This window comes from Streptomyces sp. NPDC045956, assembly GCF_056430705.1.
On sequence record NZ_JBWKKZ010000006.1, the window covers coordinates 199,331 to 211,906 of the forward strand.

General features: G+C 72.4%; 12 protein-coding genes. 2 read left to right on the top strand and 10 right to left on the bottom strand.

Annotated features, from left to right (window positions below; genetic code table 11):
* Positions 1–3: 3 nt before the first annotated feature.
* From AC07FV_RS17925 to AC07FV_RS17970, 10 genes are all read right to left on the bottom strand, one after another.
* On the bottom strand, positions 4–1,419 hold the full coding sequence (locus AC07FV_RS17925) for a bifunctional albaflavenone monooxygenase/terpene synthase (protein WP_479088281.1): 1,416 nt from the start codon (positions 1,417–1,419) through the stop codon (positions 4–6).
* Positions 1,416–2,507: an epi-isozizaene synthase gene (gene cyc1, locus AC07FV_RS17930; RefSeq protein ID WP_479088283.1), complete on the bottom strand. Its 1,092-nt coding sequence runs from the start codon at positions 2,505–2,507 to the stop codon at positions 1,416–1,418. Before cyc1 ends, AC07FV_RS17925 begins: the two co-directional genes overlap by 4 nt.
* Positions 2,508–2,754: 247 nt before the next feature.
* Positions 2,755–3,405: a peptide deformylase gene (gene def / locus AC07FV_RS17935; RefSeq protein ID WP_356604421.1), complete on the bottom strand. Its 651-nt coding sequence runs from the start codon at positions 3,403–3,405 to the stop codon at positions 2,755–2,757.
* A gap of 87 nt (positions 3,406–3,492) precedes the next feature.
* The gene (locus tag AC07FV_RS17940; RefSeq protein ID WP_384693807.1) at positions 3,493–4,473 is read right to left on the bottom strand and encodes a tetratricopeptide repeat protein; all 981 of its coding nucleotides are present in this window, start codon (positions 4,471–4,473) and stop codon (positions 3,493–3,495) included.
* 165 nt (positions 4,474–4,638) lie between these two features.
* Entirely contained in the window at positions 4,639–5,895 is a 1,257-nt protein-coding gene (locus AC07FV_RS17945) for an HD-GYP domain-containing protein (protein ID WP_479088606.1), read from the bottom strand.
* A gap of 20 nt (positions 5,896–5,915) precedes the next feature.
* A complete protein-coding gene (locus AC07FV_RS17950; protein WP_479088285.1) occupies positions 5,916–7,316 on the bottom strand; it encodes an HD-GYP domain-containing protein in 1,401 nt (466 codons plus the stop codon).
* A gap of 157 nt (positions 7,317–7,473) precedes the next feature.
* Complete coding sequence (rsrA, locus tag AC07FV_RS17955) at positions 7,474–7,785, bottom strand: mycothiol system anti-sigma-R factor (RefSeq protein ID WP_356604415.1); 312 nt, start codon at positions 7,783–7,785, stop codon at positions 7,474–7,476.
* Positions 7,782–8,465: an RNA polymerase sigma factor SigR gene (sigR, locus tag AC07FV_RS17960; protein ID WP_356604734.1), complete on the bottom strand. Its 684-nt coding sequence runs from the start codon at positions 8,463–8,465 to the stop codon at positions 7,782–7,784. Before sigR ends, rsrA begins: the two co-directional genes overlap by 4 nt.
* A 326-nt stretch (positions 8,466–8,791) precedes the next feature.
* Entirely contained in the window at positions 8,792–9,445 is a 654-nt protein-coding gene (locus tag AC07FV_RS17965) for an alpha/beta hydrolase family protein (protein WP_479088287.1), read from the bottom strand.
* Between the two features lies 1 nt (position 9,446).
* Positions 9,447–10,262, bottom strand: a complete 816-nt coding sequence (locus tag AC07FV_RS17970) for an SOS response-associated peptidase (protein ID WP_479088289.1) — start codon at positions 10,260–10,262, stop codon at positions 9,447–9,449.
* 99 nt (positions 10,263–10,361) lie between these two features.
* On the opposite strand from AC07FV_RS17970, the gene AC07FV_RS17975 reads away from it, so the two are divergent.
* A complete protein-coding gene (locus AC07FV_RS17975) occupies positions 10,362–11,084 on the top strand; it encodes a M50 family metallopeptidase (RefSeq protein ID WP_383645111.1) in 723 nt (240 codons plus the stop codon).
* A 166-nt stretch (positions 11,085–11,250) separates the two neighbouring features.
* Positions 11,251–12,567: a 3-phosphoshikimate 1-carboxyvinyltransferase gene (gene aroA, locus AC07FV_RS17980; RefSeq protein WP_383645108.1), complete on the top strand. Its 1,317-nt coding sequence runs from the start codon at positions 11,251–11,253 to the stop codon at positions 12,565–12,567.
* Positions 12,568–12,576 lie beyond the last annotated feature (9 nt).

The following is a 12,576-nucleotide window of genomic DNA, read 5'->3' on the forward strand; positions in this document are numbered from 1 at the left end:
GCGTCACCGGGCCACGGGCCTGACCAGCAGGTCGTGCGGACGGAGGGTGATGCCCACCCGGACCGCGTCGTTGGAGCCGGCCACCTGCTCGAAGCGGTACTTCGCGGCCAGGGCCGCCGTGATCAGCGTCAGCTGCGCCATCGAGAAGTGGTCGCTCGGGCACTTCCGATTGCCGACGCTGAACGGCTTCATGGCGTATTTCGGTACCTCCCCCGCACGTTCCGGAAGCCATCGGTCCGGGTCGAACTCCAGGTTGTCGGCGTAGGACTTCGCATCGCGCTGGATTGCGAACGGACTGTAGATGATGTCCGACCCGGCCGGAATGCGACAGCCACCGAGTTCAGTCTCGACGACCGCGCGGCGCGTCAATACCCACACGGCGGGACGCAAACGCATGGCCTCCACGATGACATTGTTCGTGTGGGTGAGCCTGCGGACGTCCTCGAATGCGACGGGGCGCCCTCCGGTGACCTCCCGGACTTCGTCCCGTATGCGGTCCGCGTGTTCCGGGTGGTCGGCAAGTGCCTGCAGCAACCACATGATCGTGGAGGCGATGGTCTCACTTCCCGGGGTGAGTATCGCGACCACCTGGTCGTGGATCTCCTGTTCCCCGATCGGGTCGCCATTGTCGTCCTTCGCCTCCAGCAACGCCGTCAGCAAATCGTCCGGCTTTTGACCGGATGCGCGGCGCTCGGCGATGATCTCGTCGACCAGCAGGTGCAAATCGGCCAGTGCGTTGTTGAATTCGCGATTGGCCGGAAGCGGCAGTCGGTAGAGCGGCCCCAGCGGGACGACCATGCGCCGGTACATGCCCCGGAAGACGGTGGCGAGCGCGACGCACAGCCGCTCCGCCCGCTCGTCCATGTACTGACCGCGCAGCAGGCAGCGGGCCGCGACGCGCACGGCGACGCGGAAGGACTCGGAGGTGGCGTCGATCGTCCGCCCGGGCTGCCAGCGCTCGGCGAGCGCGTGCGCCTCCTCCTCCATGATCGGCCCGTAGGCGGGGATGGCGTCGAGCCGGAACGCCGGCTGGATGGTGCGCCGCTGCCGGCGGTGGAGCGGGCCGTTGGCCGTCGCCACGCCCTCCTTGCCCAGCAGGCCCTCCAGGGACTCCCAGAGCGGACCGGCTATGTGGTAGTCGGGGCTCAGGGCCAGGGCGCCCGTGAGTTCGGGCGCGGTGACCGCGTAGACGGTCTTGGGGCCCAGCTTGATGCGGACGATGTCACCGTGGTCGCGCAGCTGGGACATGAAGGCCAGGGGGTCGCGGGCCAGGCGCCAGCCGTGGCCGAGGAGCGGGACGCCGCCGCCCGCCACGGGCGGCTCGCGCAGCTCGGGTGTCGTCTCGTCCCCGCTCGCGGGGGACGCGGGCGCGTCCTGCCCGGCGGTCGCCGGGGACTCGGGGAAGGACTGGACGGTCATTTCTCACCTGCCGCTTCGTTGTTGACGTACGGGGGTGTGGACCGGTCGTCCCAGTTGTCGACCATGTACCGGCCGGACTCGTGGTGGAACCAGTAGACGGAACTGAACCAGTTCCGCATATTGCCGACGTTGGCCCGCACGGCGCCGCTCAGTTCTTTTCCGCGCACGCTGCCGTCATCGAGCCGGTCGGCGAGCCGTAACGCTTCCTGTTCCACGTCGAGGAATTCGGTGATGCATTCCTCCACGCGCCGCCTGACTTCCCCTATGGATTCCTCCAGGGTCATTCCGTGATGAGTGATGAGGCTGATACCGAGATTGTGGACCTCGTCGCCCGCTATTTCCTTGGGAAGTGAGCAGAGGTCGTTGTACCAGGCGGCGAATTCCTGGCTCAGCAGGGCGGCCCGACGGTAATCCGGGTGTTTCCGCACGGTGTCCGGGAGTTCGCAGCCGGCGCTCGGCTCCAGCAGATCGGTCCAGATCCAGTGGGCGAACGTGAGCCGGCGCAGTTCGAGGTACTCCTCCACGCCGGGCACGATTCCGCGGGTCCGGTTGTGGAATTCCCGGTCGTACGCCTCGATCACCGCGTGGAAGTGCCGGGAGAACCGGGCATTCCACTTCGCCGGCGGCGGCAGGAAGGCGTACAACCGCCGCACGCTGTCGGCGAACCCGGCTACCAGGGTGTCCTCGTGGTGCAGGTGGTCGTCGGGGGAGTCGAGGGCCGCGTGCAGGTGGTTCCGCAGCCGCCGCCAGGCGCCGGGGCGGTCGTGGACGATGTCGCGGTCGTGCCGGTCGTCCCAGACGAAGAACCAGGCGCTGTAGTCCGCGATCGCCTGGAGGACCTCGTCGGGGGCGTCCAGGTAGTACCCCGCCATGAGGTCCGTGTAGCACAGGCCGTCGGCATATTCCGCGACCTTGTCCGCCGGCATGAGCCGTTTTTCGAGCAGCCAGGTACGGGTGTTCTGCTGGAGCCGCGGCCAATACGGGTGCAGTCGGCGGGGAAATGCCGCCTCGATCACCGGAAGGCGGAGCGATGGCGGTACTGCGATCGTGGTCGGTGTCGCTGTGGTGCCGTGTGAGAAAGCATGCACGAACAAACCCCTCTCAGCCGCCGGTGGCGCACCCCTCGCGCTGAGCGGGGCGTGCGCCGTTGCGTATCCCCGCGCTTCCTATTCAGCACCACAACTGACCGCTATGGGAACGGATTTGCTCCATTCACTACCCCCGGTGCCGGACTTCTCCTGTTGTGTGGCAGGTTCCGACAGCCGAACGGCGCCTGCCCGGGGAGTCCCGAACAGGCGCCGTGCGCAGAGGAGATGTGTGACCGGTGGGGCGGTGTCAGTCGTTCGCGACCACGGGGTAGCGCGGCTCGTTCTCGGCCATCTGCCGCAGCGCCTCCTTGCGTTCACGCTTGGAGAGCCGGTCGATGTACAGGTACCCGTACAGGTGGTCCGTCTCGTGCTGCAAACACCGTGCGAAGTAGCCGGTGCCGCGCACCTTGACCGGGTTGCCCTTCTCGTCCTGCCCGGTCACCTCGGCGTAGTCGGGGCGGGCGAGCGGCGCGTAGGCGGTGGGCACGGACAGGCAGCCCTCGTTGCTGTCGTCCAGTCGGCGCCGGTCGGCGGGCAGCTCGACGAGCCGCGGGTTGCAGACCACGCCCACGTGGCGGACGCCCTCGTCGTCGGGGCAGTCGTAGACGAACACCTTCTTGGCGACGCCGATCTGGTTGGCGGCCAGGCCGACCCCCTCGGCGGTGCGCTGGCTGGCGAACATGTCCGCGACCAGCTGCTGGAACTCCTCGCCGAAGTCGGTGACGTCCTCGCACTCCTTGTGCAGCACCGGGTTGCCGACCACCGTGATCGGACGCGAGGTGCCGCGCTCCCGCCAGGCCGTCTCGCGCTCCTCGCACTCCTCGGTGTCGACGACGAACCCGTCCTCGTCCACGGGGAGCACGCCCGCGTGCTGCTGATCGGTGTCCTGCTGGGCCATGACCGACGTATGCCTTCCTCGAACAACTAAGGGTGATGCCGCCGGCGACCGCTGCCGCCCAGGCGCTGGTAAAGACTACGGGGCCGCTCAGCAGACCTCTTCCAGATCCCGCCAGTCACGCGAGTCCGGACTGTCCGCGACCCACCCGTCCAGCAGCCCCCTCACCAGCGCGGCCGGCGCCGCCACCCCGCACTCCCGCTCCGGCACCCACAGCTGCCCGTCGGTGCGGTGGCCGAGCGGCCCGGGGTGCCCCGGCTCGCTGTGGTCGTGCGGGTCGAGGTGCTCGCCCTCACCCTCGTCGGACGGCATCCGTGACTCCGAGCACATCCGGCACAGCAGCCGGACCGACGACGACCAGTCCTCGGCGGCGAACCCGGCGTCGGCGGCGAGCTGCTCCAGGGCGTCCCGGTCGGCCTCGGTGGCGGCCTCCAGGAGGACCACCCAGGTCGGCACGGGCGACGGCGCCCACAGCTCGATCTCGTCGAAGACCGGGTAGGCGTGTCCGGCGGTGGTGGTCCGCTCCCCGTGCGGCACCCCGTCGTGGAGGACGACCTCGCCCCAGCGCCGGCCGGAGGAGGGCAGCGGGATGGACAGCACCTCGATGCGGGCGGGGTCCAGCCGCCGCCCCCAGACGACCTCGGCCTCCCCCTCCGGGGACAGCCGTACGGCGGCGCTGCCCAGCTCCATGCCGAGGGGCTCGCCCGCGTCCGTCGCGTTCCCCGGGGTGCGCAGCCCGTAGGCCTGCCAGGCCCGGCGGGCCAGCGGCCAGTCCTGAAGGGCGGTCGCCGCGATGCCGACGTTCCACCAGTCGGGCGCACCGGCGTCCCGGTCGAGCAGCGCCACGGCCCGCAGGCCGGCCGCCCTGGCCTGCTCCCAGTCGTGCCGGAACTTGTGCAGCAGGGCGAGGTTGAACCAGGACTCCGACAGCCACGGTTCCAGGTCGGCGGCGCGTGTGAGCAGCGCGCCGGCATCCTCGTACCGACCGTCGCCGATCAGTGTGAACGCCCGGTCGGTGGCCTGCCGCCAGGAGGCGGAGGGCCGGTGCCGTCCCTTGCCGAAGATCCTCACGATTCCCGCCTGCCAGTTCCGTTCTGTGGGCTGGCTGTGCCTTCCCGCGCCCCCGGACACCTTCTCCTTCGCATCCAACCACGTACGGCCACGAGGTCGCTCATTACCCATGGGTTACCCAGGAGCGGGGCCGGTAAGACAGCCCGTCCCTTCCCGCCCCTGCCCTCAACCGAGCCGCTCACGCCTGGCCCCTCCCTGCCGGGAGAGCACCCGGGCCAGCGCCTCCACGACGTCGGGAGCGTAGTCGTCCGCGGTGGCCAGGCGCAGCTCCTCCAGCGCCGTGAGGCCGCCGCCGGGGCCGGCGTCCCGCGCCTTCTCCTCGTAGGCGTTGACGGCCCGCACGATCCGCGCGGCGAGCGGCTGCTCGCGGCAGGGGTCGGCCTGGCGCTCCACCACCACCGCGACCGCCGGGTCGACCCCGGTCTGGCGCACGACGGCCCCGCCGAGCAGGGCGATGCGCCGCTGCTCCGCGACGGGCAGGCAGGCGGTGGCTCCGGCCGGTACCGGGTCGACGAGGCTCAGCTGGCCGATGTCGTGCATGAGGGCCGCGTACTCCAGGACGGTGAGGTCGGTACCGGACAGCCCCAGCTCGCGCCCGACGGCGCCGCTGAGTCCGGCGACGCGGCGGGCGTGACCGGCCGGGGTGTACCCGGCGATCTCGGTGGCCCGGGCCAGCGAGGCGATGGTCTGCCGGTAGGTGGCCCGCACGGCCGCGTACCGGCGGTAGGACAGGTGGGTGAGGAGCAGCGGTACGCACAGGACGGGCAGCGCCCACAGCCCCGCGACGGCCACCGCGAGCGCCATCACCGCCCCGGTCGCGCAGACCGCGGACGTGATCCCGACCATGCCGCGCAGCTCCTCGCGCAGCAGCGGGCCGAAGGGCCACCCGGTGCGCGCGTGCGCCGGGGCCGCGGCGAGCAGGGCGTCGCACAGCGCGGTCAGGGCCAGCAGGGCGAGGAGCAGCAGCACCTGGGCGGGGCCGCTCCAGTCGTGGAAGACCCCCTGGGTGTACAGCGGCCGGAAGCACACGGCGGCGAAGGCGACGGTGAGCACGCGCCGGGCCAGGGGGTCCAGCACGGGGCCGTCGCCGCGCGCGATGCGGGGCACGCTGCCGAGCAGGGAGGCGGCGAGGACGACGGTGACGGTCTGGCCGACGCCGTGCTCGGTGGGCCGCCCGGCGACGTCCCCGAGCAGGGCGTACGCCGGCGCTCCGGCGGCCGCGAGCGGCGCGGCCTCCCGGGCCCCGGTCCTCGTCCACCGGGTCAGCTCGCCGAGGGCGACGAGCAGGCCGAAGGCGAGCGCGGCGGACCGGTCCGCCGGTCCCCACCACAGGACGGACGCGAGCGAGGCGAGCGCGAGCAGTCCGGCGCACGCCGGGAGCAGCGTGGGTGCCGCCGACGCCCGGGGCCGGTAGGCGGGCAGGGGCCCGTACGGTGACGCCGTCACGCCCCGCCCCCGCCACCGCCGGGCACCGGGTCCCCCGTCATCGCGCCCCTCCCTGCGCTGTTCCGCACCTCTCCGCCGACGCCGTCCCCCGACTCCTCGCGGCGACGGCCCGGGACCGCGTCCGGGGGCCCGGCGGGCGTGCCGTCCGCCGTCACGGCCGGGCGCCAGCCGTGCCGGTCCAGGGCGCGGACCAGCGCCCCGACCATCCGCGGGTCGAACTGGGCCCCGGCGCACCGCCGGAGTTCCTCCACGGCCGCCGGGACGGGCCGGGCCCGGCGGTAGGAGCGCGTGGACGTCATCGCGTCGAAGGCGTCGGCGACGGCCACCACCCGGGCGGACTCCGGGATGCGGTCGCCGGTCAGGCCGTACGGGTAGCCGCTGCCGTCCAGTCTTTCGTGGTGGTGGAGGACGGCGGCCCGGGCCTCGCCCAGGAAGCGGATGCCGCGCACCATCTCGTGCCCGTACTCGGGGTGCAGCTCGATGACCCGGCGTTCCTCGGGCGTCAGCGGCCCGTCCTTGCGCAGCAGCCGGGTGGGCACGCCGAGCTTGCCGACGTCGTGCAGGATGCCGGCGAAGCGGAGCGTCTCGACGCGCTCGTCGTCCATGCCCAGTTCCCGGGCGATCATCATGGAGGCCTGTCCGACGCGCTCGCTGTGCCCGCGCGTGTAGCCGTCCTTGATGTCGACGGCCTGCACCAGGGCGCGGATGGTCGCCTGGTGGGCGGCCCGCTCCCGGTGGTACTGGGCGAAGGCCCACCACGCCACGCACATCGGCGGCAGCACGAGCAGCGCGGCGACGGCCCCGTACGGGCTGCGCCACAGGACGGCCATCATCAGTCCGGCGAGACCGTGCACGGCGATGGGCGCCGGCGACCGGGAGAACAGCCCGCGCCAGGCCCGGCGTGCGGGCACCCGGTCCGCGAGCACCGAGATGCCGCCGTCCAGCAGGGTCAGCACCAGGCAGAAGGCCAGCACCGCGGCCCCCGCCGGCCCGAGCGCGTACGGGAAGTCGGCCGCGGCGACCGCCGCCGGACCGTCGAGGCCCCCGTGCACCCGTGCCGCCGCCCCTACGGCGAGCGCGAGCTGCGCGGCCCGCCACACGCGCCGCAGCGCGGCGGGGCGGCGCTCCACCGGGGACAGCAGGGCCCCGGGCAGCGCCACGAGCGCGGCGGCGGGCGGTGGCAGCAGGAAGGCCCCGGCGAGCAGGACGGGGTAGCAGGTGCCGGAGGAACAGGAGCGGGCGGAACGGGCGGCCGGCTCCGAGCCCGCGCACAGCCCGGCGAGCAGCGCCACGGTCCACCAGGGTGTGTCCGTCTCCGGCAGCGGGCGCAGACAGACCAGGGCGGCGAGGACCGCGCCGGCGACGTACGCCCGCGCGCGTGCCGGTACGGCGTCCATGAGCCCCTCCCCCGGCCATGTCTGTCAGGCTCCGGAGCCTAGGGCGGGGGCAGCGGCGGGCGGGCAGATAACCCGCGGATTAGCACGTACGAGTGACGTGGCACCTGAGGTGCCACGTCACGTGAGGAGACCGGTACGGAACCGGACCGGGACCGCCTCAGGACTCCTGCGGAGTCGGCGGCGCGGCCGTGACGTCGTGTTCGGGCACGGACTGCCCGGAGCGGATCAGGTCGATCCGGCCCATCACCTTGGACCGCAGGTCACCCGGTACGTCGTCCTGCCCGCAGCACCGCTTGACCAGCTTCTTCACGGCCTGCTCCAGCCCGTACTTCTCCAGGCAGGGCGAGCACTCCTCGAAGTGGTGCTCGAACTTCACGCAGTCCGAGTCCGGCATCTCCTTGTCGAGGAACTCGTAGAGATGATCGAGGATTTCGCTGCACTCCGTCTCGTGCGGCTCTCCGCAGCTCATGACCCCGAGCCTTTCGCTTCGTTCGACTCTCCGGCGCCGGCCGGGACCAGGCCGCGATCGCGGGCGTAGTCCTCCAGCATGCCGCGCAGCTGACGCCGTCCACGGTGCAGCCGGGACATCACCGTACCGATGGGTGTCCCCATGATGTCGGCGATCTCCTTGTAGGCAAAGCCCTCGACGTCCGCCAGGTACACGGCGATGCGGAACTCCTCGGGGATGGCCTGGAGCGCCTGCTTCACGTCCGAGTCGGGCAGGTGGTCGAGCGCCTGCGACTCGGCGGAGCGCAGACCGGTCGACATGTGCGACTCGGCGCGCGCGAGCTGCCAGTCCTCGATCTCCTCGGCCGCGCTGCGCTGGGGTTCGCGCTGCTTCTTGCGGTACGAGTTGATGAAGGTGTTGGTGAGGATGCGGTACAGCCACGCCTTGAGGTTGGTGCCCTCACGGAACTGGTGGAAGGACGCGTACGCCTTGGCGTAGGTCTCCTGCACCAGGTCCTCGGCGTCGGCCGGATTGCGCGTCATGCGCAGCGCGGCCGAGTACATCTGGTCGAGGAACTCCAGCGCGTCCCGCTCGAAGCGCGCGCTGCGCTCCGCGGACGACTCCGTGCCCCCGCCCCGGCCCTCGGGCTGCTCCGCCTGGCCGTTTTCGGTCCCTGCGTCGGTCCCAGTGACCGGACCCACCTCCTCCAGTGACGTCACGGAGCCGAATGCGGCCCCGCTCGAATCGGAGGATAGACGACCTGCGGTCAAGGCCGCTTGTCCAAGGGTCGAGGGCGCTCGTCCCGCGGCCGGGGACGCCGGCCGGTCCGGTCCGCCCGACGTCCGGACGGGGGCGGTCTTCGCCGCGTGCAGCACTGTCCAGTCCAGGTCGGCGCGGCTGCTGCGACTCGGGCAGAAGGCTGATGCCATGCGGCGGGCTCCCTCTCGTACGGCGTCGGTGCTGGTGCTGGTGCTCAGCACGGTATGTCCGCCACAACAGCGGCCGTCCGCCGGTCATTCCCGGGCCGTCACCCGAGTGAGCGGACCCACTCCAGGACCCCGTCGGTGATCGTCTCCAGGGCCTGTTCCTGGGTGGTCGGCGCCCGCTTCGGCACGGCGAACCCGTGGTCGCCGTACGCCACCTCGATCAGGTCGTAGGCGCCCGCCGGGGTCTTGGGGAACTCCTCCGGGCGGCCGAACGGGTCGTTGCCGCCCTGGACGACGAGGGTCGGCACACCGGCCCCCAGCAGCTCCTCAGCACGGGACTTCTCCGGCTTGCCCGGCGGGTGCAGCGGGAAGCTCAGGGCGAGGACGGCGCGGGCGCCCAGTTCCGCCGCGGTGCGGCAGGCGACGCGGGCGCCGGCGCTGCGGCCGCCCGAGATCACCGGCAGTCCGGGCGCGGCCAGTGCGGGCCAGATGCCCCGCCAGCCGGCGTCCAGGGTCTTCGGCGCGGGCGCGAGCTTCTTGCCTGCCACCCGCCAGGGCTGCTCGACGAGGGCGACGGTCACGCCGTGCGCGGGCAGCGCGGCCGCCAGTGCCCTGAGGTCGCGCGCCTCGATGCCACCGCCCGCGCCGTGGCTCACGCCCAGGACGAGGCGGGGCGCCTTCGCCTGGTGCCAGGTGACGCGGGCGGGGCCGGTGTCCGTCGGGACGGTCTCGGTCTGCGTGTTCTCGCTGCTCACGTCAGAAGAGTGTGCCCTCTTCCGGTCCCTCCAGCTCCTTCAGCAGCTCGGGACCGTTGTTGCGCACGTTGCTCACGGCCGTGGTGACGGGGAACGCCCGCATCAGCCCGGCGGGCGGCGGTGCCAGCAGCGAGGTCAGCTCGTCGGGGTCCGTGCGCGCCGGGTCGAGCCAGTCGTCCCACCGGTCCGGCGTCAGCATCAGCGGCATCCTGGGGTGGATGTCCGCGAGGGCGTGCGGTCCGTCGGCCGGGGCGACCGCCAGGGGGGCGGTCTCGGCCTCCGTGGTGATCACCGAGCACGTGACCCACCAGGCCCGCGGGTGGTCGTCCGGCAGCGTCTTGTCCCGCCAGAACTCGTACAGGCCCGCCATGGCGAAGACGGACCCGTCGGCCGGGGTCACGAAGTACGGCTGCTTGCGGGGCCGCTTCTTGCGCCCCTCGACCTCCAGGTCGCGCTCCTGCCTGCCGGTGACCCATTCGAAGTAGCCGTCGGCGGGCAGGATGCACCGCCGGGTGGCGAAGGCACGGCGGTAGGACGGCTTCTCGTGGACGGTCTCCGCGCGCGCGTTGATCATCCGGGCGGCGCCCTCGGGCGTCCTGGACCAGGAGGGGACGAGCCCCCACTTCAGCTTCCGCAGCTGGCGAACCGGCTTCGGGTCCTCGACGTCCTTCAGAGGGCGGTCGAGGACGGCGTAGACCTCCTTGGTCGGGGCCACGTTGTAGTCGGGCTCCAAGGTCTCCTCGGGCTCCCACTTCTCGATCTCGAAGATTCCCGCGAGATCCTCGGGTCGACGACTCGCCGCATACCGTCCGCACATACGTGCCACACTGCCAGGCCCGCCCGTCTTCCGGCCACCACCCGTCGACGAGGCGCGCACCACCCGCTCGACCGATCGCACGAGGAGCCCCCACCGGACATGGACCACCTCGCATCGGCCTCGCTCGCCTCCCTCTGGGACGAGGTCTCCGGCACCCAGCCCGATCCCGACCTGTGGGTGGTGATCGCGACCCTGGTCGCCGCGCTCGCGGTCGTCGTGCCGCACGGGCTGTGGCGGATAGCCCGCAACGCCGTCACCATCGCCCACGAGGGCGGCCACGGGCTGGTGGCGCTGCTGACCGGGCGGACGCTGACCGGCATCACCCTGCACTCGGACACCAGCGGCCTGACCGTCAGCCGGGGCAAGCCGCACGGGCTCGGGATGATCCTGACCGCGGTCGCCGGCTACACCGCTCCCCCGCTGCTCGGTCTCGGCGGCGCCGCGCTGCTGGCCTCGGGACGCATCACCCTGCTGCTGTGGCTGGCCACGGCGCTGCTCGCCGCCCTGCTCGTGATGGTCCGCAACGCCTACGGGGTGCTGACGGTGGTGGTCACCGGCGCCACCTTCGTCCTGGTGTCCTGGCTGGCTGGCCCGCAGGTGCAGGCGGCGTTCGCGTACGCGGTGGTGTGGTTCCTGCTCCTCGGCGGGGTGCGGCCGGCCTTCGAACTCCAGGCGAAGCGGGCGCGCGGCGGCACCGGCGACTCGGACGCGGACCAGCTGGCCCGGCTGACCCACGCGCCGGCGGGGGTGTGGTTCTTCCTGTTCCACGCGGTGTCGCTGTGCTCGCTGGTGGGCGGGGGCCGCTGGCTGCTGGAGCTGTGACCGCGGCGCACGGGTCACCCGCGTCCGCCGCGTCCGTCGCTCGGTCCGCGCTCTCCGGGGCTGCTTTCGCATATATGCACGGCACATGCCCTCGCAGCACTTTCGGTCAGGTTTCGCCGCTTTTGATCAAGATCTGCGCTCGTCCTCAGCCATTAAAGTGGGGCCCATGACCGTGAACCCCGCGCACACCGCCCTCTGGCCCGCCCCGCACGCGAGCGGGGCCGTCGACGCGACCGTCCATGTGCCCGGGTCCAAATCGGTCACCAACCGCGCCCTGGTGCTGGCCGCCCTCGCCTCCGAGCCCGGCTGGCTGCGCCGTCCGCTGCGCTCCCGGGACACCCTGCTGATGGCCGGGGCCCTGCGCGCGATGGGCGTCGAGATCGAGGAGGGCGTCGGTCCGGACGGCACCGGCGAGTTCTGGCGGGTCATCCCGGCGGGCCTGCGCGGACCGGCCACGGTCGACGTGGGCAACGCCGGCACGGTCATGCGCTTCCTGCCGCCGGTCGCCACGCTCGCCGACGGCCCCATCCGCTTCGACGGCGACCCGCGGTCGTACGAGCGTCCCCTGCACGGCGTGATCGACGCGCTGCGCGCCCTCGGCGCCCGGATCGACGACGACGCGCGGGGTGCGCTGCCGTTGACCGTGCACGGCGGCGGGGCGCTGGAGGGCGGCCCGGTCGCGATCGACGCCTCCTCGTCCTCCCAGTTCGTGAGCGCCCTGCTGCTGTCCGGACCGCGCTTCAACCAGGGCGTCGAGGTCCGCCACACCGGTTCCGCGCTGCCGTCCATGCCGCACATCCGCATGACCGTCGACATGCTGCGCGCGGTCGGCGCCCAGGTCGACACCCCGGAGTCCGGCGGCGAGCCGAACGTCTGGCGGGTCACGCCGGGCGCGCTGCTCGGCCGGGACCTGACCATCGAACCGGACCTCTCCAACGCCCAGCCCTTCCTGGCGGCGGCGCTGGTGACCGGCGGCAAGGTGGTCGTCCCGGACTGGCCGTCCCGCACCACCCAGCCGGGTGACCGGCTCCGCGAGATCTTCACCGAGATGGGCGGCGCCTGCGAACTGACGGACTACGGCCTGGTCTTCACCGGTTCGGGTGCCGTGCACGGCATCGACGTCGACCTCGGCGAGGTCGGCGAGCTGACCCCCGGCATCGCGGCGGTCGCCGCCCTCGCGGACTCCCCCTCGACCCTGCGCGGGGTGGCGCACCTGCGCCTGCACGAGACGGACCGCCTGGCCGCGCTCACCAAGGAGATCAACGAACTCGGCGGCGACGTCACCGAGACCGCCGACGGCCTGCACATCCGCCCGCGCCGGCTGCACGGCGGCGTCTTCCACACCTACGAGGACCACCGCATGGCCACGGCCGGCGCGATCATCGGCCTCGGTGTCGAGGGCGTGGAGATCGAGAACGTGGCCACGACGGCCAAGACCTTGCCCGAGTTCCCCGATCTGTGGACCGGGATGCTCGGGGCGTAGGGACGTATC

Bases quoted from the DNA above. Each gene is read 5' to 3' on its own strand.
- AC07FV_RS17925 (WP_479088281.1), bottom strand. From the start codon at position 1,419: ATGACCGTCCAGTCCTTCCCCGAGTCCCCGGCGACCGCCGGGCAGGAC.
- def (WP_356604421.1), bottom strand. From the start codon at position 3,405: ATGGCCCAGCAGGACACCGATCAGCAGCACGCGGGCGTGCTCCCCGTG.
- AC07FV_RS17950 (WP_479088285.1), bottom strand. From the start codon at position 7,316: ATGGACGCCGTACCGGCACGCGCGCGGGCGTACGTCGCCGGCGCGGTC.
- rsrA (WP_356604415.1), bottom strand. From the start codon at position 7,785: ATGAGCTGCGGAGAGCCGCACGAGACGGAGTGCAGCGAAATCCTCGAT.
- AC07FV_RS17970 (WP_479088289.1), bottom strand. From the start codon at position 10,262: ATGTGCGGACGGTATGCGGCGAGTCGTCGACCCGAGGATCTCGCGGGA.
- AC07FV_RS17975 (WP_383645111.1), top strand. From the start codon at position 10,362: ATGGACCACCTCGCATCGGCCTCGCTCGCCTCCCTCTGGGACGAGGTC.
- aroA (WP_383645108.1), top strand. From the start codon at position 11,251: ATGACCGTGAACCCCGCGCACACCGCCCTCTGGCCCGCCCCGCACGCG.